The sequence below is a fragment of the Stenotrophomonas maltophilia genome (genome assembly GCF_047782825.1).
Classification (GTDB): domain Bacteria; phylum Pseudomonadota; class Gammaproteobacteria; order Xanthomonadales; family Xanthomonadaceae; genus Stenotrophomonas.
The window spans coordinates 2428213-2454587 of the sequence record NZ_CP180589.1; the positions used below are offsets into that span (position 1 = coordinate 2428213).

The following is a 26375-nucleotide window of genomic DNA, read 5'->3' on the forward strand; positions in this document are numbered from 1 at the left end:
TCCTGCGGCCTACAATGGGCGCATGCAGATCGGCCCGTACACCATCGCCCCCAACGTCGTGCTGGCGCCCATGGCCGGCGTCACCGACAAGCCCTTCCGCCTGCTGTGCAAACGGCTGGGCGCGGGTCTGGCCGCCTCGGAAATGACCATCAGCGACCCGCGCTTCTGGAACACGCGCAAGTCGATCCACCGCATGGACCACGAGGGCGAGCCGGCGCCGATCAGCGTGCAGATCGCCGGCACCGAGCCGCAGCAGCTGGCCGAGGCGGCGCGCTACAACGTCGACCACGGCGCACAGATCATCGACATCAACATGGGCTGCCCGGCCAAGAAGGTCTGCAATGCCTGGGCGGGTTCGGCGCTGATGCGCGACGAACAGCTGGTGGCGCGCATCCTCGAAGCCGTGGTCAACGCGGTGGACGTGCCGGTCACCCTGAAGATCCGCACCGGCTGGGACTGCGACCACCGCAACGGGCCGGTGATTGCCCGCATCGCCGAGGACAGCGGCATCGCCGCACTGGCCGTGCACGGCCGCACCCGCGACCAGCATTACACCGGCCAGGCCGAGTACGGCACCATCGGCGAGATCAAGGCCGCCCTGCGCATACCGGTCATCGCCAACGGCGATATCGATTCGCCGCAGAAGGCTGCCCGCGTTTTGAAGGAAACCGGCGTGGATGCGGTGATGATCGGCCGTTCCGCGCAGGGCCGGCCGTGGATCTTCCGCGAAGTGGCGCATTACCTGGCCACCGGCCAGGAACTGCCGCCGCCCTCGCTGGCCGAAGTACGCGACATCCTGCTGGGCCACCTGCACGCGCTGCACGCGTTCTACGGCGAGCCGCAGGGCGTGCGCATCGCCCGCAAGCACCTGGGCTGGTATGCCAAGGACCGGCCGGAGAACGCCGCCTTCCGCGCCGTGGTCAACCGCGCCGAAGACCCGGCCAGCCAGATCGCGTTGACCACCGACTATTTCGACCGACTGATCGCCGGGGAACCCGCGATGCCTTCCGCCGCCTGACCGCGCCAGCCCCCTCGTAACCTGCCCGACTGCCTTGATCCGTAGAGTCGAGCTTGCTCGACTGGCCTTCCCGAGCAGTCGAGCAAGCTCGACTCTACGCACCCTTCCCATCGATCTGCTCGACGCCCCGAGAGCCCGCCACCATGACGCCGCCGATCTCCTCCCCGACTTACCTGCACGGTTTTTCCGGCACCGAACAGCAGCGCCTGATGACCCAGGCCCGCCTGCTGGAATCGAGCATCTTCGGCCAGATCGACTACAGCGGCGCACGCCACCTGCTGGAGGTCGGCAGCGGAGTCGGTGCGCAGACCGAGATCCTGCTGCGCCGCTTCCCCGAGCTGCACGTGACCGGCGTGGACCTGAGCGAGACCCAGCTGGCCACCGCACGCGAGAACCTGGCCCGCACGCCGTGGTGCAGCGACCGCTACACCCTGCAGCAGGCCGATGCCGGCGAACTGCCGTTCGAAGCCCGCAGCTTCGATTCGGCCTTCCTGTGCTGGGTGCTGGAACACGTGCCCTCGCCCGCCCGTGTGCTGAGCGAAGTGCGCCGCGTGCTGGCCCCGGGTTCGCCGGTGTACATCACCGAAGTGATGAATGCTTCGTTCCTGCTCGACCCGTATTCGCCGCACATCTGGCGCTACTGGATGGCATTCAACGATTTCCAGTACGACCATGGCGGCGACCCGTTCGTCGGCGCCAAGCTGGGCAACCTGCTGCTGGCCGGTGGCTTCCGCGACGTGCACACCGAGATCAAGACCATCCACCTGGACAACCGCGAACCGGCGCGTCGCAAGACGATGATCGCGTTCTGGGAACAGCTGCTGCTGTCGGCCGCAGACCAGCTGCTGCAGGCCGGTTCGGTGGACGAGGAGACTGTGGAAGGCATGCGCCGCGAGTTCCGCCTGGTGCAGAACGACCCGAACGCGGTGTTCTTCTTCTCCTTCGTGCAGGGCCGCGCGACGGTGTATTGAGGGGCCCCATCCACGCATGGCGTGGCTCTACGGTTCCTGCCAGATGCGCTGCCACATGGCCGCCAGCCGGCGCCCGGCATCGGCGCGTGCGGCCGGGCTGCTGTAGTCGGCGCGCTGCTGCTGCGGCACGATCGCCTGCCATTGCCCATCCACCTGCTCGGCCACGGCGAAGTTGAAGGTGTAGTCCGGCTCCAGGCCCATGCGCAGGTCGCTCAGCACCAGCTGTCCGTCCACCACCTGCGTGCGCATGAAGCCACGGTTGAACCACTGCAGCCGCTGCACCGCGGGGATTCCTGCGGCCTCACGCAGCGCCTGCACGTTGGACGGATGGCCTTCGAACTGCATCGGCCCGGTATCGGCCACCAGTGAACGGTCGCCCACCACATAGCCGCTGGGGGTCATCGCCACCACCCGCCACAGCAGGGTGTTGAACGGCATCGGCACCGAGAACCGCGGCACATCGCCCAGGCCCATCGCCGCCAGACTCTGCTGCGCGGCACGGTCCACCTGCGCCTTGGCCAGCAGCCCCCAGCCCAGGTAGGCACTGCTGACCAGCAGCGACGCCGCCAGCACCTTGCCCACCCACGGCCGCGCGCGCCCGGACCAGGCCAGCACGCAGCCCAGCAGCAGCCACACGGTGTAGGCTGGGTCGATGATGAAGACGCTGGAGCCCATGGTCGGGTGCGGCCGCAACGGCCACCACAGTTGGGTACCGTAGACGGTGAAGGCGTCCAGCACGGGATGGGTAACCAGCGCCAGCTGGATGGCCCAGAACCAGCGCGTGGGCGACTGTGCCACGCGGCCGTTGCCGAAGCGTTTGAACAGCCACCAGATCAGTGCCGCCACCCAGGGCAGCACCAGCAGCGAATGGCTGAAGCTTCGGTGGTCGACCATGTTCGCGACCGGATCGGCGGCGGTGAAGCCCAGCCACAGGGCATCGAGATCCGGCAGGGTACCCAGCGCGGCACCGGCCAGCAGGGCCGCGCGGCGGTGGCCGGGCGGAGCGATGGCGGCGGCGACGGCGCCACCGAGAACGATCTGGGTCAATGAATCCATCGGCCGATGCTAGCGCGATGACCACACGTTTGTGGGGGTTCTTTGTAGAGCCGAGCCCACGCTCGGCTTGCGCGCGCAGCGCCGGCCCTTTTGTAGAGCCGAGCCCATGCTCGGCTTGCGCGCGCAGCGCGGGCCCAGCAAGCCGAGCATGGGTTCGGCTCTACAGAAAGCAGGCTACGCCGCCTGCGACATCCGCGCGCCGGGCAGCGCCACCAGCGTCTGCCCGTGATGATCCAGCAGGCGCAGTGCGCCATCGTGGTCTTCGGCCAGGGCGGTCAGGCTTTCCACCCAGTCGCCATCGTTCGCATAGACCAGGCCATCGCGCTCGACCAGCGCGGCACGGTGGATGTGCCCGCAGATGATGCCGTCCAGCCCTCGCCGGCGGACGTCATCCAATCCGGCCTGGACGAAGCGTTCGATGTAGCGCTCGGCCGCGCCGCTGCGCTTCTTCAGGAATTCGGACAGCGACCAGTAGCGCATGCCCAGCCGCCGCCGTACGGCGTTCAAGGCCTGGTTGCCGGTCAGGATGCGGTAGTACAGCCAATCGCCGAAGCGCTCCTGCAGGCCACCGAAGTGGGTCACGCCGTCGTAGTCGTCGCCGTGCGCGACCAGCAGCCGGCGCCCATCGGCGGTCACGTGGATGGCGCGGCGGCGCACCTGCATCGCCGGCAGCATCAGCCCGCACACCTGGCGCAGCGAGGCATCGTGGTTGCCGGGAATGTAGATGATCTCGGTGCCGGCGCGGCGCAGCGCATGCAGGGCCTGGATGACTTCACTGTGCGAGGCGCGCCAGTTGGCGCGGCGGTGCGCCATCCACCACAGGTCGATGATGTCGCCCACCAGATACAACCGCTCGCAGCGCAGCTGGGCCAGGAAGGTGGCCAGTTCGGCGGCGTGGCAATGCCGCGCCCCCAGGTGCACATCGGAGACGAACACTGCGCGCCGGTGCGGCGACAGGTTCGCCAGCGTGCTCATGCCGGCATCCCCGCGTCGCGCAGGTAGCGTTTGCGCTTGTGCGGCCGGATCGCCTTCAGGTCCACTTCGATCAGGCCGTCGATCGAATCGCTGAAATCCGGGTCGACGCCAAAGGCGAGGAAGCGCGCGCCACCGGGTTCGCACAGGTCGGTGTACTGCCGGTACAGCGTCGGCACGCCGGTGCCGAGCGCGGCCAGATTGGCCTTGAGCACGTCGAAGGCGGCGCCGGCATCGAGTTCACCGAAGCTGGGCGGTGCAGCGAAATACTGGAACGGCTGGTTGGATTCGACCAGGCCGCTGCGGCCGCCGTAATAGCGCTGGTAATAGGCCACCAGCTGTTCGCGCGCCTCGCGCGGCAGCGCCGCGCTGATCGACACCGCGCCGAACAGGTAGCGGATGCCCGGCTGGCACTGCAGGTAGGCGCCGATGCCCTGCCACAGGTAATCCAGGCTGCGGCTGCCCCAGTAATCGGGGACGACGAAGCTGCGGCCCAGTTCCAGGCCCTCGGCAATGCGGGTGATGGCATCGTCGGAATAGCGGAACAGCGACGCGCTGTAGAGCCCGGCCAGGCCGCGGCGGGCCAGCGCCTGCGCGCCACGCATGATGCGGTAGGCACCGGCGATGCGCTGCGCGCTGCCGTCCCATATGACGATGTGCTGGTACTGCAGGTCGTAGTCGTCCAGGTCGCGACTGCGGCCGGTGCCCTCGCCCACCTGGCGGAAGGTCAGCTCGCGCAGCCGGCCCAGCTCGCGCAGCAGCGCAGAGTCGGCCGTGCAGGTGGCCAGCAGGATCTGCTTGCCGTCGCCGGTCTGGCCCAGCACCGTGGCCCGGGCAATGTCGGCGGCCACCTGCGCCGGCGGCACCGGGGCGGCCAGCGGCTCGGGGCCAGCCGGCAGGCTGCCGGTGCCGCTGTCCGCGGGGCCCAGGGCGTACAGCGCGCGGCGCACGGCCAGCAGCTGCGCGCCGGGGTCACCCTGGCCCAGCTGCATCGGCTGGCCGATGCGCAGGCGCAGCGGGCGGCCACGGCGGGCGAACATCTCGCGCGCCAGCAGGGCGGTGCCGGCCGGCTTGAACAGGGTCGAGGCGCCGTAGAACAGCGCCGAGTTGCGTGCTTCCACCCGCACCGGCAGCACCGGCGCACCGGCGTTGCGGGCAAAACGGACAAAGCCGCGCTGCCAGCGGCCATCGCGGATGCCCTGCAGCGACAGCCGCGACACCTCGCCGGCCGGGAACACGATCACGCACTGTTCGGCGTCCAGCGCCTGTTCCACTGCGTGCAGGCTGTCGCGCTGGACCTTCCCGCCCAGGATGCGCACCGGCAGCAGCAGGTCGCGCAGCGGCGCGATGGCGCCCAGCAGATCGTTGGCCACGATGCGCACGTCGCGGCGGACCCGGCCGACCGCATCCAGCAGTGCCAGCGCGTCCAGCGCGCCCGAGGGGTGGTTGGCCACGATCAGCAGGCGGCCGCTGGCCGGGATCCGGGACAGGTCCAGCGGATCGACCTGGTAGCCGCTTTCGAGGAACTCCAGGCCGGCGGCGACGAAATCGAAGCCGCGCAGATTCGCGCTGCGCTGCAGGAAGGCCTCCACCTGGTCCAGCCGCGACCAGCGGCCCACGCTGCGCAGCAGGGGCCGCGCCAGATGCCCGCGGCGGCCGCGGAACCAATCGGGGAAACGTTGCTGCAAGCGCTGCTCGAGTTCCTGCATGGCGTGATCACTGATGCCCGGCGGCCGGATTGGCCGAGAGCCTGCGCCCGCCACGCGGCAGGCAGATGGCGGTTTGGCGGCAGAACGATGACGGCCCCGACCGGTGGGCCCCGGGCCGTGAAGAGCGCCCGCCAATGGTCACGCGAGTGGAACACTGCCTGCGCACCATGGGCCCCGGCGCCTCGCCAGGCCTTGTCCCGGCGGGCACAACACCTTAACCACCGGCAACCCATACGGGTTCACAATGCACAGGCGGCGCACCCCGTGTATGATGCGCGCCCATCTTTCCATCCGAATCAAGGGATATACCGCCTGATGTCCAGCTATCTCTTCACCTCCGAGTCGGTCTCCGAAGGCCATCCGGACAAGGTTGCCGACCAGATCTCCGATGCGGTGCTGGACGCGATCCTGACCCAGGACCAGCGCGCCCGCGTGGCCTGCGAGACCATGGTCAAGACCGGTGTCGCCATCGTCGCCGGTGAAATCACCACCAGCGCCTGGATCGACCTGGAAGCACTGACCCGCAAGGTCATCACGGACATCGGCTACGACAGCTCCGACGTCGGCTTCGACGGCGCCACCTGCGGCGTGCTGAACCTGATCGGCAAGCAGTCGCCGCACATCGCCCAGGGCGTGGACCGCAAGAAGCCGGAAGAAATGGGCGCTGGCGACCAGGGCCTGATGTTCGGCTACGCCACCAACGAGACCGACAGCTTCATGCCGGCCGCGATCCACCTGTCGCACCGCCTGGTCGAGCAGCAGGCCAAGATCCGCAAGAAGCGCAACTCGCCGCTGTCCTGGCTGCGCCCGGACGCCAAGAGCCAGGTCACCCTGCGCTATGAAAACGGCGTGGTCTCGGCCATCGACGCCGTGGTCCTGTCGACCCAGCACGCCCCGGGCATCAAGCAGAAGGACCTCATCGAGGCCGTCCGCGAAGAGATCATCAAGCCGGTGCTGCCGGCCAAGTGGCTGCACAAGGGCACCAAGTTCCACATCAACCCGACCGGCAAGTTCGAGATCGGTGGCCCGGTGGGCGACTGCGGCCTGACCGGCCGCAAGATCATCGTCGACACCTACGGCGGCTGGGCCCGTCACGGTGGTGGCGCCTTCTCCGGCAAGGACCCTTCCAAGGTCGACCGTTCGGCGGCCTACGCTGCCCGCTACGTCGCCAAGAACGTGGTTGCCGCCGGCCTGGCCGACCGTTGCGAAGTGCAGGTCTCCTACGCCATCGGCGTGGCTGAGCCGACCTCGATCTCGGTCACCACCTTCGGCACCGGCAAGATCAGCGACGACAAGATCGAGAAGCTGATCCGCAAGCACTTCGACCTGCGCCCGTACGGCATCATCAAGATGCTGGACCTGGTGCACCCGATGTACCAGCAGACCGCCGCCTACGGTCACTTCGGCCGCAAGCCGAAGGAATTCAGCTACCTCAACGGCGAAGGCGAGACCGTCAACGCCACGGCCTTCTCCTGGGAGAAGACCGACCGCGCCGCCGCCCTGCGCGCCGATGCGAAGCTGAAGTAAGAAACACGAAGGGCCGCGAAAGCGGCCCTTCTGCTTTCTGTAGAGCCGAGCCCATGCTCGGCTTTCTTTTGCCTGCGCCAAGAGCAGCCGAGCATGGGCTCGGCTCTACAAGAGCTACACCACGCCGATACAATCGCCGCATGTCGACCGAACTCAAATCCCACCAGCTGTCCATGACCGTGCTGATGTCGCCGGACATGGCCAATTTCTCCGGCAAGGTCCACGGTGGCGCCATCCTGCGCCTGCTCGACCAGGTTGCCTACGCCTGCGCCAGCCGCTACGCGGGCAGCTACGTGGTTACGCTGTCGGTGGACCAGGTGATGTTCCGCCAGCCCATCGCGGTGGGCGAGCTGGTCACCTTCCTGGCCTCGGTGAACTACACCGGCACCTCGTCGATGGAGATCGGCATCAAGGTGGTGGCCGAGGACATCCTCAAGCGAAGCGTGCGCCACGCCAACAGCTGCTTCTTCACCATGGTGGCCGTGGACGAGGAAGGCCGGCCGACGGCGGTGCCGCCGCTGCAGCCGGCCAGTTCGGATGAGAAGCGCCGCCAGGCCGCCGCGCAGATCCGCCGCCAGCTGCGGCAGGAAATGGAACAGCGGCACCTGGAACTGCTGGCCTCGAACCCGCCGTCGCCGGAGTAGAGTCGAGCTTGCTCGACTGCTTTCCGCGTCAGTCGAGCAAGCTCGACTCTACCGCTCGCCGGGCATGGCCCGGCGCTACAGTGGATTCCCGGTTGGGTAGCGCCGGGCCACGCCCGGCGGACACGGGTCAACCGGTGTTCTGCACGCCCTGCGAAACACCGTTCACGCAGGCCACCAGCGCGCGCAGCAGATCATCGTCTTCCCGCCCACTTGCCCGCCAGCGCTGCAGCAGGTCCACCTGCAGCACGCTGATCGGGTCCACGTAGGGATTGCGCAGGCGGATCGACAGCGCCAGCCGCGCGTCGTGATCCAGCAGGGTCTGCTGGCCCATCAGCGCCAGCAGCCAGTGCCGGGTCAGCTCAAGCTCCCGCTGCACCTGCGGGAAGAAGCGCCCGTGCAGGTCGCCGGACAACTGCGAAAACTGCTCGGCGATGGTGATATCGCCCTTGGACAGCACCATCGCGATGTCGTCCAGGAAGGTGCGGAAGAACGGCCAGTCACGCGCCATCCCGCGCAGGGTCTGTTCATGGCCGGCGTCCACCGCCGCCTGCAGGCCGCTGCCGACGCCATACCAGCCGGGAATGACCGCACGCGCCTGGCTCCAGGCGAAGACCCAGGGAATCGCGCGCAGGTTGCCCAGCGCCGCGTCCTGGCCCAGCCGGCGCGAGGGCCGCGAGCCCAGCGTCATCCGCTCGATCACATCGATCGGCGTGGCCGTACGGAAGTAATCCATGAAGCCGGCCTGGCCGACGAAGGCGCGGTACACCTCGCTGCTGGCCGAGGCCACCGCATCCATCACCGGCCGCCACGCATCCTCGCGCGGCTCGGGTGCACGCGGCCGCAGGCTGGCGCGCAGCACCGCGCCGGTGGCCTGTTCCAGCGAACGCAGGGCCAGCGCGCGGATGCCATATTTGCGGTGGATCACTTCGCCCTGCTCGGTCACCCGCAGCCGGCCGTCGATGCTGCCACGCGGCGAGGCATCCACCGCGTGGGTGGTCTTGCCACCGCCGCGGCTGATCGAACCGCCACGGCCATGGAAGAAGGTCAGGCGGATGCCGGCCTCGGCCGCCACGTCCAGCAGTTCCACCTGCGCTCGCTGCAGGCCCCAGCGCGACGCCGCGATGCCGCCGTCCTTGCTGCTGTCCGAGTAACCCAGCATCACCATCTGCACGTCATCGCGTGCACGCAGGTGCGCGCGGTACACCGGATCCTCCAGCAGGTCTTGCAGGGTGGCGGTGCCACGCTTGAGGTCGTCCACCGTTTCAAACAGTGGCGCGATGTCGAGCGGCACATTTCCATCGGCATCGGCCAAGCCACCGCGGCGCGCCAGCGCCAGCACCGCCAGCACATCGCTGCGGTCGTGCGCCATGGAAATGATGTAGCTGCCCAGCGCATCGCTGCCGTGCCGCGCACGCGCATCGGCCAGCGCGGCGAACACCGCATCCAGGCGCTGGTTGCCCTCGTCATCGCCCTTGGGCAGCGCTTCTTCGCCGCTGGCGTGCGGGCCCAGCAGGCGTGCACGGCCCAGCGCATCCAACGCCTGCCAGGCGTCTTCGCCGCCCAGCACCGCAGCCAGCGCACGGGCATGCACGCTCGATTCCTGGCGCACGTCCAGCCGCGCAAGGTGGAAGCCGAAGGTCTTCACCCGCCACAGCAGGCGCTGCACCGCGAAGCCACCGGCATGTTCGCCACGGTTGGCGCGCAGGCTGTCGAGGATCAGCTGCAGGTCGTCGATCAGTTCATCCGGGCCGGCATAAGCCCCTTCGCCATCGTCCAGCGTGGCCTGCAGGCGCGCGCGCATGCGGTCGTTGAGCAGGCGGTACGGCATGTCGGCGTGGCGCGGGCGCGACTGCACCTGTGGCAGCAGCTGCTGGTAGTGCGCCACGCGCGTCTGCAGTGCGTCGCTCACGCCCACCCGTTCGGTGGACTGGCTGAGCAGGCTGGCCAGCTGCAGCAGTTCCTTCTGGTAGCGCCCCAGCACGGCCTGCCGCTGTGCATCCAGCGTGTTGCGGATGGTGCTGGCATCCACGTTCGGGTTGCCGTCCATGTCGCCGCCCACCCAAGTACCGAAGCGCAGCAGGCGCGGCAGCGGCAGCTCCTCGCCGTAGGTATCGCGCAGCGCCTGCTGCAGCGATTCGTACAGCACCGGAATCACCCGGTACAGCACCTGCACCAGGTAGAAGCCAACGTGCTCGCGTTCGTCGTCGACCGTGGGCCGCACCGGCGAGGAATCGGTGGTCTGCCACGATGCCGTGAGTGCCATGCGGAAACGCGCGGCATCGGCAGCGCCCTCGCCCGGCGTGCGCTGGCCATCCAGGTTGTCCACCAGGCTGGCCACCATCAACTGTTCTTTTTCCAGCAGCGCGCGGCGCACCGCTTCGGTGGGGTGCGCGGTGAACACCGGTTCGATGTCGATGCGCGGCAGCCACTGCGCCAGCTCGTCCAGGCCCACGCCCTGCGCCTTCAGGTGCTGCAGCGCGTCCTGCAGGCCATCGGGCTGCGGCGCGGCCGTACCGGCACGCTGGTAATCGCGGCGGCGGCGGATGCGGTGTACGCGCTCGGCAATGTTGACCACCTGGAAATACGTGCTGAACGCACGCACCATGGTTTCAGCCTGTTGCGGCGTACGCCCGGCCAGGCCTTCGGCCAGCTCGGACAGCGGCGCCTGGTTCTCGCGCCGCGCGATTGCGCGGGTGCGCACGTCTTCGACGTCATCCAGGAATGCGGCCGACACCTGTTCGACCAGCAGGTCGCCGACCAGTGCACCCAGGCGGCGCACATCATCGCGGAGCGGAAGATCGGGGGAAGCGAATTCGATGCTGCTGCGGTACTCGTTCATCGGCGACGCACGAACCTCGGGGCATGATCCGTCGCCAAGCCTACCCCAGTTCGTTGCCGTTGCTGCGCTGCAGAAATGGTTTCATCTGCACGTATCCACGGCAAACGCAGCCGAGCATGGGCTCGGCTCTACAAACGTCGTGGTGCGTGACACCGTGTAGCGCCCGAGCCCATGCTCGGGCGGCGGCGCAGCCGCACAGGTGGCCCCCGTTGCAGGGGCCACCATCATCGCGCGCAGCTCAGCGCTTCTTCTTCGCCTTGCCCTGCGGCACCGGGCCCAGGGTCTGCTCCAGCCAGCGCTCGCTCTCGGCCAGCATGGTCATGATCGATTCGCGTGCGCGGTAGGCATGCGATTCGTTCGGCAGCATCACCAGACGCGCCGTACCGCCCAGGCCCTTCACCGCAGCGAACATGCGTTCGCTCTGGATCGGGAACGTGCCGGAGTTGTTGTCGTCCACGCCGTGGATGAAGAGGATCGGATCCTTGATCTTGTCCGCGTAGTTGAACGGCGCCATCTTCTGGTACACGTCCTGCGCCTGCCAGTAGTTGCGCTCTTCGGCCTGGAAACCGAACGGGGTGAGCGTGCGGTTGTAGGCGCCGCTGCGGGCGATGCCGGCCTTGAACAGGCGGGTGTGGGCCAGCAGGTTGGCGGTCATGAACGCGCCGTAGGAATGGCCGCCGATTGCGATGTGGTCGCGGTCGGTCACGCCACGACGCACCACTTCGTCCACCGCCGCCTGGGCGTTGGCCACCAGCTGCTCGATGTAGGTGTCGTTGGGCTCCTTGTCGCCCTCACCGATGATCGGCATGGACGGGCTGGCCAGCACCACATAGCCCTTGGCCAGGAACGCCTGCGGGCCCCAGTAGCTGACCGCATTGAAACGGTACGGCGAATCGGTCACCTGGCTGGCCGCGGCCGCACTCTTGAACTCACCCGGGTAGGCCCACATCAGCAGCGGGCGCGGGCCATCGCGCTTGGGGTCATAGCCCGGCGGCAGCAGCAGAGTCGCGGTCAGGTCCACGCCATCGGCGCGCTTGTAGCGGATCTGCTCCTTCTGCACGCCCTTCAGCTGCGGCAGCGGGTGGGCAAAGTGGGTCAGCGCACGCGGTGCGGCATCGGCCTGCGCCAGCGACTGCACGTAGAAGTTGCTCGGCTCATCCGGGCTTTCGCGGGTCAGCAGCAGCGATCCGCCTTCCTGGTCCAGCAGCGCGACCGGCGCCGAATAGACCGGTGCCTGCGAATGGAACAGGCGGGTGGCCTTGCGGCTTTCGATGTCGAAGCGGTCGACGAACGGACGGTCGCCTTCCGGCGAGGCGCCCTGCCCGTACAGGAAGATGCTGCGGCCATCGGCGGTGGTCTGCAGGCGGCTGCGGCCATTGACGTCGCGCACCACGCCGGCGCGGCCCGGGTCGTTGTAGCGGTCCTGCGCATCACGGTCCCACAGCAGCTGCGGGGCCTGTGCCGCATCGTCCGGGGCGATCCGCCAGGTCTTGGTGTTGCGCGTCTTCCACCACGATTCGCTCAGCAGGGCCAGGTCGCCACGGCCCCAGGTGATGCCACCGAAGCGGCTGCCCAGCTGGGCCAGAGTCACCGGCGGCTTCTCGAACGGTGCGGCCTGCATGAACACCGCATCGCGCACCTTCGCTTCGCGGTTCGGGTCGCCGCCATCCTGCGCTTCGGCCCAGACCAGGGTGGCCGGTGCATCGGCACGCCAGCTGATGTCACGCACGCCGGTGACTTCCGCATCGTTGCCGGTCGGCAGGCCTTCCACCAGCGGGCGCGTGGCCACGCTGTGGGCCAGCTGGCCGTTGCGGTCGAGCACGTCGATGCGGCGCGGGAAGCTGCTGACCGGCACCACGTAGGAATACGGGCGCAGCACGCGCTGGCTGAGCAGGTAGTTGCCATCCGGCGATACGCTCAGGTCCAGGTAGATGCCGGCCATGCCGATGGCGCGGGTCTTTCCGTCCAGGCCGACCTGCATCGGCTGGGCATTGGCGTAGTAGTCGAACAGGTCGGCGTCGGCCTGGTTCTTCAGCAGGTCCTGGTAGGTGCGGATGGACACCACGCCGCTGCTCTTGCCGGTCTGCTGCACCGCCGGGCCGGTGGGAATGCCATCGGCCGGCGGCGGATCACCGGCATTGGCCACGCGGGTCATCACGATCAGCCCGCGGCTGTCGGGCAGCCACTGGTAGCCCTCGCCAAACACCGTGTTCAGACCGGCCTGCAGGCGGCGGGCGCTGCCAGCGGCCACGTCCACCAACCACAGCTCGTTGCCACCGCTGGCGGCGTCGACCTGGTTGAAGGCCAGCCACTTCTGGTCGGGCGACCAGGCCAGGCCGGCAATCGAAAGCTGCGGCGGCAGGCCGCTGATCTGCCGCTCCTTGCCATCGGCCACGTTCATCAGCCACAGCTTCTGGCCGAAGCTGAAACGGCTGTCGGAGAAGGTGCGCGGATTGATGCGGATGCCGGCCAGCTTCAGCTCCGGCTGCGCCACCACCGTGATGGACGGCAGCGACGGCATCTGCATCAGTGCGGCCACGTCGCGGCGTGGCGACAGGAACAGGCTGGGCGCGCGCGGCGCATCGACCACCGCCTGCAGCGCGGCCGACGGCAGTTCGTAGCCGGTCACGCCCTTGGCCGCAGCAACCTGCGGGCTGTCGGCCGACCAGGCCTGCGGCACCACCGCCAGCAGGGCCATGGACAGCATCAGGCCGGTCCAGCGCCGGCTGCGGCGCGCGTGCTTGCTCATCGTTGTTCCTGTTTGGATGCGTGAAGACCTCGACCTTAACAGGCACCGGCCCGCGCCCCATCTGCCGATGGTTGGGTTGCCCCGATCCGGCCCCGGCGCCGCGATATACTGGGCGTTCTCCCCTGCCGAGGGGCGCTGCGACCGGAACCCATGAGGCCCGGCCAGGCTCGGTAAGGTGGCTTTGTAACAACGGCGCCCGGCTAGATGCGAGCAACCACTCGCCCACAACCGGAGCTACTGCATGAACGCTGTTGCCAAGACCTTCTCCACCGAAGGTGACTACAAGATCCGCGACATCACCCTGGCCGACTGGGGCCGCAAGGAACTGGACATCGCCGAGCATGAGATGCCGGGCCTGATGTCGATCCGCCGCAAGCACGCCACCAGCCTGCCGCTGAAGGGTGTGCGCGTGACCGGCTCGCTGCACATGACCATCCAGACCGCAGTGCTGATCGAAACCCTGAAGGACATCGGCGCCGATGTGCGCTGGGCCTCGTGCAACATCTTCTCCACCCAGGACCACGCCGCTGCGGCCATCGCCGCCACCGGCACCCCGGTGTTCGCCTGGAAGGGCGAAACCCTGGAAGAGTACTGGGACTGCACCTTGGACGCACTGACCTTCACCCTGGCCGACGGCACCCTGACCGGCCCGGAACTGGTGGTGGACGACGGCGGTGACGTGACCCTGCTGATCCACAAGGGCTACGAGCTGGAAAACGGCAGCGACTGGGTCAACACCGCCTCCTCCTCGCACGAAGAACAGGTCATCAAGAACCTGCTCAAGCGCGTGGCCACCGAGCGCCCGGGTTACTGGGGCCGCGTCGTCAAGGACTGGAAGGGCGTCTCCGAAGAGACCACCACCGGCGTGCACCGCCTGTACCAGCTGGCCCAGGCCGGCACCCTGCTGATCCCGGCGATCAACGTCAACGACTCGGTCACCAAGAGCAAGTTCGACAACCTGTACGGCTGCCGCGAGTCGCTGGCCGATGGCCTGAAGCGCGCGATGGACGTGATGCTGGCCGGCAAGGTGGCCGTGGTCTGCGGCTACGGCGATGTGGGCAAGGGCTGCGCGGCGTCGCTGCGTGCCTACGGCGCGCGCGTGATCGTCACCGAGATCGACCCGATCTGCGCCCTGCAGGCGGCGATGGAAGGCTATGAAGTCAACACCATCGAATCGACCCTGGGCCGTGCCGACCTGTACGTGACCACCACCGGCAACAAGGACATCATCCGCATCGAGCACCTGAGCGCGATGAAGGACCAGGCCATCGTCTGCAACATCGGCCACTTCGACAACGAGATCCAGGTCGATGCGCTGGTGGGCTTCAAGGGCGTGCAGCACGTCAACATCAAGCCGCAGGTGGACAAGTACATCTTCCCGAACGGTAATGCGATCTTCCTGCTGGCCGAAGGCCGCCTGGTGAACCTGGGCTGCGCCACCGGCCACCCGAGCTTCGTCATGTCCAACTCGTTCGCCAACCAGACCCTGGCCCAGATCGACCTGTGGGCCAACAAGGACAGCTACGAGAAGAAGGTCTACCTGCTGCCCAAGCACCTGGACGAAGAAGTGGCCCGCCTGCACCTGGAAAAGATCGGCGTGAAGCTGACCACCCTGACCCAGGAACAGGCCGACTACATCGGCGTGCCGGTGGAAGGCCCGTTCAAGCCGGACCACTACCGCTACTGATGCCCTGCGGGTTGCCGGCCAGCGGCCGGCACTACCGGCGCATGCAACACACGGAACGGGCGCCTTCGGGCGCCCGTTCTGCGTTCGGGCCCGCCCGGCCAGCGTTCCGCGCAGCCTGTCACAGAGCCCTAAGAACTCGCTTGCTACGCTCTGAAGCCCCCGACGGCCCCCGCCGCGGGGTGGTGCAATGCCCAGCCCGCCACCCGCGGCCGCCACGGCAGCCCCCCGTTCCATGGTTCGCCCCATGCCTGCCTCCGGCAGGTCATGCGCCAGGACGCAGACATCAAAGGATAGACATGCAGCGCAGCAGTGAACGTATGACCCGGGCCATCAAGCCCCTCCTGACCCTGTGCTGGGTGGCCCTGCTGGCCGCCTGCACCCCGCCATCCGGCGACGCCCAGGCCACCGCGCCGGCAGCCGCCAGCGAACAGGCCAGCACCGGCGGCAAGCCGGCCAACGCCCCGGCAGCGGCCACCGGCAGCAGCACCGCGTGCGCCGCAGGGGCATCGCAGGTACAGACCCTGATCTGCAACGACCCTGCCCTGTCGCAGCAGCAAGGCGAGCTGGCCAAGGCCGAAGCCGCCGCGCGCGAAACCCTCGATGCCGCCGGCAAGGACAAGCTGCAGGCCGAACAGCAGCGCTGGGTCCAGCACACGCGCGACCTGTGCAGCGACGCGCACTGCCTGCAGCAGGTCTTCGCCGACCGCCTGAAGGTGCTGTCGGCCACCCGCGATGGCCTGGTTGACCAGGACGCCTGCGAAGTACCCGACGGCCAGAAACAATGCGTCGACCTGCTGGTGCTGCGCGACCCGAACAGCCAGCTGGCGAACTTCAACACGCTGCTGGGTGAAAACCGCCAGGAAGGCCGCCTGCTGGGCTGCACCGCGGCCATCAACAGCGGCGGTGGCCAGAACGCAGTGCTGGCAGCCAACTGCACCCAGGAAACGGCCGGCGGCAAGCGCAACGTGCAGCTGTGCAGCAACCAGATGGTCGGCCAGTTCGCCATCGAACCGGCACCGGCCGCCTACGGCACCCAGGCCACCGGCCAGCTGCTCGGCTTCACCCAGCAGCACTGCGCCGGCTGACACCCGCCGGGCAGGCCCGGCACCTTTTCCTCATTGAAGGACGATGACCATGGCAACGGATTCCACGATCACCCGCGAGCAGCTGTCCACGCTGTTCCTCAACACCGAACTGGGCGGCAACACCCGCCACCTGGACCACTTCTCCTATGCCCAGAAGGGCTCGAGCACCTACTCGTTCGGCCTGGTGCAGTTCGACGTCGGCGGCAATCCGCAGGCCAGGCGCTTCCTGCGCGACAACGGCTTCACCAACGGCGACATCGAACTGCTGTCCCAGCAGGGCGGGCTGAGCAGCCAGCAGCTGGCCGCGCTGGACGCCAAGCTGCAGGCCATTCCCCAGGCCAACATCGACCAGCTCACCAACGCCAAGCTGGACAGCGCCATCGAGCGCGTCGATGAAGCCATCGCCAAGGTGCGTGCGACCAACCCGGCGGCCGCCGATGCCATCGCGGCCAACCCGGAACTGCAGCTGGCCATGGCCGACTACGACAACCAGTTCGGCAGCATGGGCCCGCAGTTCATCAACTACCTGGCCGGCAACGCGGAAAAGCTGCAGGGCGGTACCATCCAGGCCGGCAATCCGCCCACGCGCGGCGACGTGCAGAACTTCGTCGATGCAACCAAGTACGGCATCCAGTCCCCGGGCGCCGTGACCAGCCGCGATGAGCGCTTCGACCGGGCCATGACCCAGATCGGCATCACCCCCACCCATGCCCCCGGGCACGGGTCGCCCAGCACACCCGGCGCCCCCGGCAACGGCGTGCTGGTGAGCGGCAGCAAGGGCGAAGAAGTGCAGGCGATGCAGCAGAAGCTGGCCGACCTGGGCTACCTGGGCAAGGACGGCAAGCCGCTGGTCGCCGATGGCGATTTCGGCCCCGGCACCCTGGAAGCGGTCAGGCAGTTCCAGCGTGAGCACCACCTCGGCGTCGACGGCAAGGCCGGCCGCGACACCCTTGGCGCACTGGATGCGGCCACGCAGCAGCGCGCACAGGCGAACGAACAGGAACGCGCGGCCGCCGAGCCCACCATGGCCACCCCGGGCCACGCCGACAACCCGCGTTACCAGCAGGTGGTGGAACGGCTGGAAACGCTGGAAGAACAGCGCCGCCAGGGCGGCCTGTCGCCGCTGTTCAATGACCGCAACCAACTTGAGAACGCGGCCGGCCAGGTGGCTTACGAGTCCAAGGTGGCCGGCATGAGCCAGGTCGATACCGTGGTGGCACGCCTGGACAACCAGGGCGTGTTCGCGGTGCAGGGCCAGCTGGCTGATCCTGCCGCCCACCGCGCCTACGTCGATCTGTCGCAGGCAGTGAGCCAGGACCTGCAGGCCAGCACCCGGCAGAGCCAGGCGCTGGACAATGAACTGTCGCAGCGGCAGACGCAGGAACAGGCACAGACGCAGTCGATGTCGCGCTGATCCTGTGCGTCAGGGGTCGGCGCCTTTGGGCGCCGCCCCCTTCTGCCGATGCACTCAGGCAGTCGTCGCGCTACATGCGCTGCCGATCATCGTGCAGCGCGCTCTGGCACTGCGCAGCGAAGCCGCGCTGCCAGGCCACCAGATCGAATCCCTCGCGCTGCTGGAATGAAACCGTCTCGGCGCTCAGCGCATAGCAGCGGTTCTGGCTCAGGCGCAGCGCCGCCATCGTGTCATCCGCGTCCCAGCAGCGTTCGATGCAGGCCTGCATCAGCGCATAGTCCGGGTTGGTCCTGGCGCCACCGAAGGCGAACCCCATCTGCTGCGCCATTGTCAGCACAGGATCACCGGCCGCATCGGCGGCACGCAGGATGCGCAGTACACCGGGCTCGGGAATGCCGAATGCCCAGTTCGCCAGTATTGCCGCACGTGCCGACGCCACAGCCGCCGTGTGCTGGCGCAGGCGCATCTGCTGCCCTGCCAGCATCGCCCATGCCCGCTGCAGCTCGGGGAAACGGCCGCAGGCTTCTTCCAGCAGCACGATGGCTGCGGCCGGTTCACCGGCCTGCACATGCTGCTGCGCACGCTCGACCAGCGGCAGCGGCGAATCCACATCCGCCACCTGATGCCCGCGTGGATCGCGATCCTCGTCGTCACCGTCCCATCCGCCACCGGCGTCCAGCCAGCGGGCGAAGACATCCAGCGACGAATGGCTGAAGACCATGCGCCCTTCGTCATGGAACATCTCGCAGACCACCGGTGGCTCGGCTTCGCGCCCCAGCGGCCAGTACAGGCCAAACAGATCGCCATTGCCCAGCGCGCCTTCAGCGACCGGCCAGAAGCCCTGCGGCGGGTACGGCCCCGCGCACGGTGCGGCATCCAACGTCAGGTCATGAAGGCATTGCGGAGCGCGCATGTTCGATGTCCAGGCAGTGTCTACCATGCATTATCGCCGCGCTGCGCCCGGCAGTAGCCTCGGTCAAGGCAGTACCCGCGTTGCGCGCTACGATGCACCCATGACCCCGGCCATCAACCTGCTCAAGCGCGAGAAGATCGCCCATACCGTGCGCAGCTACGTGCACGACGCCCACGCCGAATCCTACGGCGGCGAGGCCGTGGACAAGCTCGGCCTGGACCCGGCACAGGTGTTCAAGACCCTGCTGGCCAGCAGCGAAACCCATGAACTGCTGGTGGCGATCGTGCCGGTGGCCGGCCAGCTGGACCTGAAGGCCCTGGCCGAGGCCGCCGGCTGCAAGAAGTGCGAGATGGCCGCCGTCGACGCCGCGCAGCGCGCGACCGGCTATCTGGTGGGGGGCATCAGTCCTCTCGGCCAGAAGAAGCGCCTGCGCAGCTTCCTCGATGCCAGTGCGCAGAACCTTGCGACGCTGCACGTCAGCGCCGGCCGCCGTGGTCTGGAAGTGGAACTGGCACCGGCCGATCTGCTGCACCTGACCGCCGGCCGCTACGCGCCCATCGGCAAGGCCCGCTGATGCGCTGGCCGTGGTCGTCCCCTGCCCCGCACCTGGCCGATGCACAGGCCGATGCCCTGCTGCAGGATCTGCTGTCGCGCGACGGTGCCCGCGTCACCGATGCCGCGCGCACCGTCGCGCGGCTGTTCACCGCAACCTCGCTGGAGGCCTTGGCCGCACACGTGGATCGGATCGAACAGCGCTGCCAAGGCATCGTGCTCGGCGGCATGCTGATCAGCAACCAGGCACACCTGAAGGCGGCCCTGCATCGGCTGCGCTATTGGCACGCGCGCGAGGGGTGCCTGTGCGCGCTCAATCCCGGCTATCCGTTCTTCGATCCCCGCCGCCTGCTTGAACAGGGGCAGGTACGGTTGCTTTCCGTGGAGGAAGCCGAGGGCGGCTGGGGCGACTGCCACACGGTCGCATGCACACAGTGCACCCAGCACTGGCAGGCCGTCGACCGCGAGTACCATTACCCGTGGTGGGAATGGACAGCCCTGACCGCGGCTTCGTGCCGCTAGCCGGCCGAGAACGTCACCGTGGTCGACACCAGGCTCATGCGCGTGGTGCTGAACGCCCACCACTGCCGCTTCGCTCGCCATCCCAGCGCGGCCTTGCCCGCCGCTGCATCAAGCAACGGATGGCCGCTGGACCTCGCCACGATGGCCGCCTTGACGCGCCCCTTGTCGTCCAACAGCAGGCGCAGGTGGACGATGCCCTCCTGCTGGTCGGCGTGTGCCGCCGCCGGGTAGCTGGGCATTGACGGACGATCAAGCGTCCAGCGTGGGTCGTCCTGGACGAACCGCGAACTACGTGCGGAGAGCGGACAGCGCGGCGGCATCTGCAGTTCGAACCCCGTTGCGCCCGCGATCGGCTGTACCTGCGCAGGCTGGCCACAAGCAATGGAGGAGAGGGCCTCCAACATGCGCTGCTGGCGCTGCAACGCGGCCGCATCGCGCCCCTGCGCGCGGAAGGTGCAGCGCCCCCCCCTCCTGCGAAACCTGCAACGGGTCGACACCGGCATCGTGGACCGGCGCCAGCTCCGCCAGACTGCCGCAGGCGGCGCCGGCATCGTATCCCGGCGAACACCCGCCGGCGGCAAGCAGCAGCACCAGCAGTGCACTCCATCGCATCACGCGTTCCATCATCATCCAGCGCTCCGTGCCTCGTCGTGCGGCCATGGTAACGCCGGCGGGCACCGGCACGTTCACAGCACATGGATCACGGATCGCGGATCACGGCCGCCAGTTGGCGTTGTTTTCCCAGAACTGCACGGCGCGCTGGTAGGCCTGCCGGTCCAGCGGCACGCCGGAACCGCCTTCGTCCACCCCCAGCGCGTTGCGCATCATGGTGATCGGCGCCATCGGCACCTCTTCCGGTTCGGCGGTGTAGATGCAGCCGACAATGCCCCAATCGGCCTCGATGGGCGAACCTTCCTTCGCCAGCTGTTCGGCGCTGTAGAGGATCACCACCAGATAGTTCGCACGCGGCGATTCCACACCCTCGAACCAGCGCACCAGCACCGGCAGTTCCTCGCGGTTGCGCGCCTCGTAGCCGCTGCGCAGCAGGTGCCGGTTGTCGTCGGTGACCGGCACGGTCAGGCAGCGCGTGCTGGTCCAGTTCTCGTAGACGAACAGCTTGCAGAACGGCGCGTAACCATCCAGCACCTTCAGCGGCGCGTGCGCGTTGAGGTGCGCCTGGAACTGCTCGGCGCTGCAGTCCTGGATGGTGTTGCCGCGCGGCACGCGGGGGAACAGACGGGGGCGGGCGAATTCGGTAAGGACGATGGACATGGCGGTGGGTCGGTTGAATCAGAGGTTCAAGGGTAACCGTTGGACTGGCGCCGACGCAGGACTTGCCGCACCCTGCAGGTGACCTCCTGCAAGGATTGCCGGCCCATGGAAGCAGCACGTGCGTTGTCCCTCATCCCCCGCCGCAGGTGGACGCGGCTGGCCTGGGTCCTGGCCGCAACCCTGGCGACCCCGCCATTGCTGTTCGCCACCGCGTTGCTCTGGCCCCTGCAGGCGCCACCGCTGCCCGAGGCGGGCAACAGCCGGGTGATCATCAATGCGCGGGTGCTGGATGTCGCGCGCGGTTGTTCCAGCGAGCCCACCACGCTGACCGTGCGCGACGGTCATATCGCGGCCATCGGCGAGCAGGCCATCGATTCCTCGCTGCCCGTGTTCGATGCCGGCGGTCGTTGGCTTTCGCCGGGCTTCTGGGACATGCACACCCACGCACTGCAACTGTCACCCCAGCTGCAGTTCCCACTGATGCTGGCCAACGGCATCACCGCCACGCGCGACATGATGGACTGCCCCAAGCGAACCGATCCGCTCATTGCCTGCGTGGACGACAAACGCCGCTGGACCGCGCAGGCCATCGCTGGCCAGCAGGTTGCGCCCCGCTTCGTACAGGTCGCGAGCTTCTACTTCGAAGACCCTGCGCTGCAGCCGCAGGCAGCACTGCAGCGTGCACGCGAGTACGACAGGCGTGGCGTCGACGCACTGAAGGTCTACAACCGGCTGCGTGCAGATACCTACCAGCACCTGGCCGTCGAGGCCCGCCGCCTGCAGCGGCCACTGGTGGGCCACCTGCCCAGGGCGGTCCCGCTGCAGGACGCGCTGGATGCAGGTCAGAGCAGCTTCGAACATGCGCACCTGTTCGTGCGCCACTGCTTCAACCAGACAGCGGAATGGCGCGCTGGCGCGCTGGATGATGACGACCCCATCGCATTGGCCGAACGCATGGTCAAGGACCACGTGCCCGCTGACTGCGATGACGTCTTTGCGCGCATGACAGCCCATGGCGCGGCCTTCGTACCCACGCACGTTACCCGCGAAGAAGACGCACGCGCCCGCGATCCCGCCTTCGCCAACGACCCGCGCCTGGTCTATCTGGATCCACTCTCACGCTGGGCCTGGCGTGATGACCTGCAGGCCACCACGGCCCGCTATCCCGGGCCGCGGGGCGAGGCCGCCCTGCAGGCCTATTTCCAGCATGGCCTGGCGTTGACCGGGGCCGCCCATCGCGCGGGCGTGCCGGTACTGGTCGGCACGGATACCGGCCTGGGTGGATTCCGCTACCACGACGAACTGCAGTGGCTGCGGCAGGCTGGCCTGGCCAATGCCGACGTGTTGCGCGCTGCTACGCTGGACCCGGCCAGTCACCTGCGACTGATATCCCGACACGGCAGCATCGAAGTGGGCAAGGCAGCTGATCTGGTGCTGCTGGACGGTGATCCCCTGCAGGACATCGCCCAGACCCGCCGCATCCACGCGGTACTGCTGGCCGGCCACCTGTATGACCGGCCGCGCCTGGACGCGCTGTTGCGCTACGCGCGTCAGCAGGCACGCTCACCGGCGGTGATGGCGCGGCTGCTGTGGGGCTTTCTGACCAGTCCTGTCAGCGCCGAACTGTGACGCCTGCTACAACGCCATGCGCTCGCGCAGCTCGCGCGCCTGCCGTCGCGAGACTTCAACCTCGCTGCCATCATCCAGCGCCAGGTCGTAGCCATCGCCCACGCTGGGCGTGACCGCGCGGATGCGGCGCAGGTTCACCAGCGTGTTGCGGTTGGCCCGGAAGAACAGCTCCGGCGGCAGCCGTGCTTCCAGCGCGCTCAGGCTGCGCGTCAACAGCGCGTTCTGGTCGCGGAACCACAACCGCGTGTAGTTGCCATCCACCACCAGCCTGCGGATCTCGCCCACGGCCACGAACCAGCAGCGTTCGCCATCGCGCACGAATACCTGGTCCTGTGCGTTCAGGCCGGTTCCGGCCGCAGCGGGCGCCGCGGCAGGGGCATCACGCAGGCGCAGCCGTTCCAGCGCCTCGTGCAGGCGCGGCGCCTCCACCGGCTTCACCAGGTAATCCAGCGCATTGGTCTGGGCGGCACGCACCGCATAGGCGTCGTAGGCAGTGACGAACACCACGGCAGGGGTCTGCTCAAGCCCCTCCAGCACGTCGAACCCGGTGCCGGAGGGCAGCTGCACATCCAGCAGTACCAGGTCCGGCTTGAGCCGCGCGATCGCCTCGCGCGCCGATGGCACATCGTCGGCCTCGCCCACGCAGTGCACCCAGGGCAGCGCGGCCAGCAGGGTGCGCAGCTCCTGCCGCGCCAACCGCGCATCATCGACGATCAGGACATTCAGGCTCGTGCGCATTGCGGAATCTCCAGCAGGGCCTGCATGCGGCCCTCCACCGGTTGCAGTTGGAAGCGACCGCCGCTGCCCAGCTGCGAACGCAGGTAGGCCAGGCCGACACCATGCCCGGCCGTGGCGGCATCCATGCCCGCTGCGGCGACGCCGATGGGGTTGTCGACCCGCAGCCGCAGCATGCCGTCGCTGCAGTGCGCGCTGACACGGATCTCACCGCCACCGGGGCGCACGGCAATGCCGTGCTTGATCGCATTTTCCACCAGCAGCTGCAGCGCCATCACCGGCAACCGGGCCTGCGCCGCAGCAGAGTCCACGTCGATGTGGACCTGCAGGCGCTGCTCGTAGTGCACCGCTTCAACGGCCAGGTAATCCTGGACTACGGCCAGCTCATCGGCCAGCACTGCATCCTCGCTGCGCGCGTGTTCCAGTGCGTGGCGCAGCGTGCGCGAGAGATCGGTCACCATCTGCCGCGCGCGCTCCGGGTCTTCCAGGATCAGCGCACGCAGATTGTTCAACGCATTGAACACGAAGTGCGGATTCAGGCGCGCGCGCAACGCATCGCGTTCCAGCGAACTGCGCTCGGCCTCCGCACGCAACCGCTCCAGTTCCGCACGGCGGGCGTGGCGCACGCTGTGCAGGCTGGCCCACAGCGCGGTCCACAGCCCCAGCACCAGCGCAGTATTGAGCCAGTAGGCCACGCGTGCCGCGGGGCGGAAATCACCGGGATGGCCGCCGAAATCCACCCAGCCCAACGCCAGCGCCGGCTGCAGCACCGCCGCCAGCAGCACCTGGGCCAGCGCCGCACCCAGCAGTACCGCCACGGCAAGCCGCAGCAGCAGCGCAGCAAAGCCCAGCTGCCACCAGTGGCGACGCCGCGCCCACCCGCGCAGCCCGCCGCTGATGCCACACAGCAGCACGCCCAGCCCCACGCTGATCAGCGTGGACCCACTGCTGCTGCCACCGCCGAACACCCGCGTCAGCGACAGGCTGACCACGCAGAACACCGCCCAGCCCAGCGTGTTGAGCAGCCAGAAGCGCAGCGTTGAAGTGGAACCAGGCATGGCGGCAACCGGGGATGGCGGAAGAATCAGCGGTGGCTGTCCAGGAACGTCTGGACCTGCCCACGCAGCCACTGCGGATCATCCCACATCAGGAAGTGGTGCCCGGCGGCGCTCATGGCGATCTCCACGCCCGGCAATGCCGCGTACTGTGCCTGGAAGATCGCACGGGTCGACGCCTCGGTGGCACCGAAGGCCTGGTAGGCGGCCCATGCCCCCAGCACGCGCGTGGGCGAGCGGATGCCCGCCACTTCGCTGCGCAGGTCGGTCACCAGCAGCGAGTACATCGCATCGGCGGTGGTGGCACGATCGCTGTCACGGCCCCAGCGCTGCAGCTCGGGCAGTCGTGCGGGGTCGGTGGTCATGCCGGCCAGCGCGGCGTCGGCCTGTGCCCGGTAACGGGCCGCATCCGCAGCCAGCATGCCCGTGCGCATCTGTTCGGCCATCGGCTGCACGCTCTGTGCGGTGGCCTGCGGGTTCTGGATGGCGGCATAGAACGGCAGGGAATCAACGATCACCAGCGGCCCGACCGCAGCGGGCGCCTTCACCGCCATCTGCAGCGCCAGCACGCCCCCCAGGCTGTGGCCGATCACCGCCGGCTTTTCCAGCCTGCGGTCCTGCACATAGGCCAGCAGTTCATCGCGCATGGCCGACAGGAAGTCGGCCGGCCGCGGGTCGGCGGCGCGGGCACCGGCAAAGCCCGGCAGCTGCACCAGGTGGCACTGCACGTCCTTCAACGCGCGGCAGGTCTCGCGCCAGACCTCGGCGCTGCTGTTCAGGCCGGGAATCATCAGCACCGGCCGGCCTTTGCCCAGCACCTCCACCTGCACCTTGCCAGTGCCCGCGGCGGTGGGCACGGCCGCCGCCGCGTGGGCGCTGCCCGAGCCGAGTACGGCCATCGCCATGCCGATCATCGCCAGCCGGGCTGCGGCCTTCATCGCGTAATACATCGCCAGGACCATCTTCATCGTCTGCTCCTTCGTTGGATGGATAGTGGGTACGGGACCAGCCTGGCGGCCTGCGCGCCCCGCCGGTTGCGATTGCGGAGCAACGGTCGCCCCGCTGGGCGAACGGTCGCGCCGGTGGGACCATCTGCAGGAGCGGGCGCGGATGTCGATCACTAAGCATCCATCTTGATGAAGCGATATACTCAACCGTACCCGCCGCGACCGTCCCTGCCATGACCGCCATCAGCTTCGAGTTCTATCCGCCCAAGACCGACGAGCAGCGTGGCCAGCTTGATCGGGCTGCCGCGCGGCTGAAGTCCTTCGCCCCGGAGTACGTGTCCTGCACCTTTGGCGCCGGGGGCTCCACCCTCAGCTACACCTCCGAAACGGTGCGCCACCTCAACCAGCACCACGGCTTCGATGCGGCCCCGCATCTGTCCTGCGTGGGCGGCACCCGCCAGGAGATCCGCGAGCTGCTGAAGCTGTACCGCGCCATCGGCTGCCGCCGTCTGGTCGCACTGCGCGGCGACCTGCCCTCGGGCATGGGCTTCCCCGGCGACATGCGCTACGCGGCCGAGCTGATCGCCTTCATCCGCGCCGAGCACGGCGATGCCTTCCGCATTGAAGTGGGTGCCTACCCGGAAACCCATCCGCAGGCGGCCGATGCGCTGACCGACCTGAAGCACTTCAAGGCCAAGGTCGATGCCGGTGCCGATGCGGCCATCACCCAGTACTTCTTCAACCCCGACGCCTACTTCCACTTCGTCGACGAAGTGCAGCGCCTGGGCGTGCAGGTACCGATCACCCCCGGCATCATGCCGATCGCCAACTTCAGCCAGTTGCGCCGCTTCTCCGAACAGTGCGGCGCGGAGATTCCGCGCTGGATCAGCCGCAAGATGCAGGCCTATGGCGATGACACCGAATCGGTGCGTGCCTTCGGTGCCGAAGTGGTGGCCCGGCTGTGCCAGCGCCTGGTTGAAGGCGGTGCACCGGGGCTGCACTTCTACACGCTGAACCTGGCCAAGCCCACGGTGTCGGTGCTGAAGCTGCTGAACGGCTGAATGCACACGTCGGTAGCG

At 68.3% G+C, this 26375-nt stretch carries 22 protein-coding genes and 1 riboswitch; of the genes, 11 read left to right on the plus strand and 11 right to left on the minus strand.

The window, feature by feature from the left end; translation table 11 throughout:
* The first annotated feature begins 22 nt into the window (after positions 1 to 22).
* Positions 23 to 1018: a tRNA dihydrouridine synthase DusB gene (gene dusB / locus ACM2ZB_RS11530; protein ID WP_416055514.1), complete on the plus strand. Its 996-nt coding sequence runs from the start codon at positions 23 to 25 to the stop codon at positions 1016 to 1018.
* Between the two features lie 143 nt (positions 1019 to 1161).
* Positions 1162 to 1989: a class I SAM-dependent methyltransferase gene (locus ACM2ZB_RS11535; RefSeq protein ID WP_416055515.1), complete on the plus strand. Its 828-nt coding sequence runs from the start codon at positions 1162 to 1164 to the stop codon at positions 1987 to 1989.
* A gap of 27 nt (positions 1990 to 2016) precedes the next feature.
* Here the strand turns inward: ACM2ZB_RS11535 and ACM2ZB_RS11540 are convergent, their stop codons facing one another.
* From ACM2ZB_RS11540 to ACM2ZB_RS11550, 3 genes are all read right to left on the minus strand, one after another.
* Positions 2017 to 3045, minus strand: coding sequence for a metal-dependent hydrolase (locus ACM2ZB_RS11540; protein WP_416055516.1), 1029 nt, complete (start codon positions 3043 to 3045; stop codon positions 2017 to 2019).
* Between the two features lie 174 nt (positions 3046 to 3219).
* A complete protein-coding gene (locus ACM2ZB_RS11545) occupies positions 3220 to 4020 on the minus strand; it encodes a UDP-2,3-diacylglucosamine diphosphatase (RefSeq protein WP_416055517.1) in 801 nt (266 codons plus the stop codon).
* A complete protein-coding gene (locus ACM2ZB_RS11550) occupies positions 4017 to 5726 on the minus strand; it encodes a lysophospholipid acyltransferase family protein (protein WP_416055518.1) in 1710 nt (569 codons plus the stop codon). Before ACM2ZB_RS11550 ends, ACM2ZB_RS11545 begins: the two co-directional genes overlap by 4 nt.
* A gap of 315 nt (positions 5727 to 6041) precedes the next feature.
* Here ACM2ZB_RS11550 and metK point away from each other — a divergent pair, with 315 nt between their 5' ends.
* Entirely contained in the window at positions 6042 to 7253 is a 1212-nt protein-coding gene (gene metK / locus ACM2ZB_RS11555) for a methionine adenosyltransferase (protein ID WP_079220656.1), read from the plus strand.
* Between the two features lie 140 nt (positions 7254 to 7393).
* Positions 7394 to 7897, plus strand: a complete 504-nt coding sequence (locus ACM2ZB_RS11560; RefSeq protein WP_416055519.1) for an acyl-CoA thioesterase — start codon at positions 7394 to 7396, stop codon at positions 7895 to 7897.
* 127 nt (positions 7898 to 8024) lie between these two features.
* On the opposite strand, the gene ppc is transcribed toward ACM2ZB_RS11560, so the two are convergent.
* Together ppc and ACM2ZB_RS11570 are read right to left on the minus strand one after the other, a co-directional pair.
* Positions 8025 to 10736 (minus strand): phosphoenolpyruvate carboxylase, encoded by a 2712-nt coding sequence (gene ppc, locus ACM2ZB_RS11565; RefSeq protein ID WP_416055520.1) that lies wholly within the window; start codon positions 10734 to 10736, stop codon positions 8025 to 8027.
* Between the two features lie 238 nt (positions 10737 to 10974).
* Complete coding sequence (locus tag ACM2ZB_RS11570) at positions 10975 to 13485, minus strand: S9 family peptidase (RefSeq protein WP_416055521.1); 2511 nt, start codon at positions 13483 to 13485, stop codon at positions 10975 to 10977.
* A gap of 121 nt (positions 13486 to 13606) precedes the next feature.
* Positions 13607 to 13690: riboswitch (S-adenosyl-L-homocysteine riboswitch) on the plus strand.
* Positions 13691 to 13726: 36 nt separating this feature from the next.
* Here ACM2ZB_RS11570 and ahcY point away from each other — a divergent pair.
* From ahcY to ACM2ZB_RS11585, 3 genes are all read left to right on the plus strand, one after another.
* Positions 13727 to 15172, plus strand: coding sequence for an adenosylhomocysteinase (ahcY, locus tag ACM2ZB_RS11575; protein WP_108745972.1), 1446 nt, complete (start codon positions 13727 to 13729; stop codon positions 15170 to 15172).
* Between the two features lie 317 nt (positions 15173 to 15489).
* Positions 15490 to 16257, plus strand: a complete 768-nt coding sequence (locus ACM2ZB_RS11580) for a lysozyme inhibitor LprI family protein (RefSeq protein WP_416055522.1) — start codon at positions 15490 to 15492, stop codon at positions 16255 to 16257.
* Positions 16258 to 16306: 49 nt separating this feature from the next.
* Positions 16307 to 17671 (plus strand): XVIPCD domain-containing protein, encoded by a 1365-nt coding sequence (locus ACM2ZB_RS11585; protein ID WP_416055523.1) that lies wholly within the window; start codon positions 16307 to 16309, stop codon positions 17669 to 17671.
* Positions 17672 to 17741: 70 nt separating this feature from the next.
* Here ACM2ZB_RS11585 and ACM2ZB_RS11590 read toward each other — a convergent pair whose 3' ends face one another.
* Complete coding sequence (locus ACM2ZB_RS11590) at positions 17742 to 18584, minus strand: tetratricopeptide repeat protein (RefSeq protein ID WP_416055524.1); 843 nt, start codon at positions 18582 to 18584, stop codon at positions 17742 to 17744.
* Between the two features lie 100 nt (positions 18585 to 18684).
* On the opposite strand from ACM2ZB_RS11590, the gene ybaK reads away from it, so the two are divergent.
* Both ybaK and ACM2ZB_RS11600 read left to right on the plus strand, forming a co-directional pair.
* Positions 18685 to 19158 (plus strand): Cys-tRNA(Pro) deacylase, encoded by a 474-nt coding sequence (gene ybaK / locus ACM2ZB_RS11595; RefSeq protein ID WP_416055525.1) that lies wholly within the window; start codon positions 18685 to 18687, stop codon positions 19156 to 19158.
* Positions 19158 to 19658 (plus strand): hypothetical protein, encoded by a 501-nt coding sequence (locus ACM2ZB_RS11600; RefSeq protein ID WP_416055526.1) that lies wholly within the window; start codon positions 19158 to 19160, stop codon positions 19656 to 19658. Before ybaK ends, ACM2ZB_RS11600 begins: the two co-directional genes overlap by 1 nt.
* Here the strand turns inward: ACM2ZB_RS11600 and ACM2ZB_RS11605 are convergent.
* Entirely contained in the window at positions 19655 to 19897 is a 243-nt protein-coding gene (locus tag ACM2ZB_RS11605) for an energy transducer TonB (protein ID WP_416055527.1), read from the minus strand. The genes ACM2ZB_RS11600 and ACM2ZB_RS11605 overlap by 4 nt on opposite strands.
* Positions 19898 to 20372: 475 nt before the next feature.
* The gene (locus tag ACM2ZB_RS11610) at positions 20373 to 20930 is read right to left on the minus strand and encodes a DUF3228 family protein (protein WP_416055528.1); all 558 of its coding nucleotides are present in this window, start codon (positions 20928 to 20930) and stop codon (positions 20373 to 20375) included.
* A 105-nt stretch (positions 20931 to 21035) separates the two neighbouring features.
* Here ACM2ZB_RS11610 and ACM2ZB_RS11615 point away from each other — a divergent pair, with 105 nt between their 5' ends.
* The gene (locus ACM2ZB_RS11615) at positions 21036 to 22559 is read left to right on the plus strand and encodes an amidohydrolase family protein (protein WP_416055529.1); all 1524 of its coding nucleotides are present in this window, start codon (positions 21036 to 21038) and stop codon (positions 22557 to 22559) included.
* 6 nt (positions 22560 to 22565) lie between these two features.
* Here ACM2ZB_RS11615 and ACM2ZB_RS11620 read toward each other — a convergent pair whose 3' ends face one another.
* From ACM2ZB_RS11620 to ACM2ZB_RS11630, 3 genes are read right to left on the minus strand one after another with little or no spacing between them, the layout of a single operon-like run.
* Positions 22566 to 23297, minus strand: coding sequence for a LytR/AlgR family response regulator transcription factor (locus tag ACM2ZB_RS11620; RefSeq protein WP_416055530.1), 732 nt, complete (start codon positions 23295 to 23297; stop codon positions 22566 to 22568).
* Positions 23282 to 24352 (minus strand): sensor histidine kinase, encoded by a 1071-nt coding sequence (locus tag ACM2ZB_RS11625; protein ID WP_416055531.1) that lies wholly within the window; start codon positions 24350 to 24352, stop codon positions 23282 to 23284. The genes ACM2ZB_RS11620 and ACM2ZB_RS11625 overlap by 16 nt, the downstream gene beginning before the upstream one ends.
* Before the next feature lie 26 nt (positions 24353 to 24378).
* Positions 24379 to 25317, minus strand: coding sequence for an alpha/beta fold hydrolase (locus ACM2ZB_RS11630; RefSeq protein WP_416055532.1), 939 nt, complete (start codon positions 25315 to 25317; stop codon positions 24379 to 24381).
* A 212-nt stretch (positions 25318 to 25529) separates the two neighbouring features.
* Between ACM2ZB_RS11630 and metF the strand changes: the two genes are divergently transcribed.
* Positions 25530 to 26357: a methylenetetrahydrofolate reductase [NAD(P)H] gene (gene metF, locus ACM2ZB_RS11635; protein ID WP_313440070.1), complete on the plus strand. Its 828-nt coding sequence runs from the start codon at positions 25530 to 25532 to the stop codon at positions 26355 to 26357.
* The last annotated feature ends 18 nt before the right edge of the window (positions 26358 to 26375 follow it).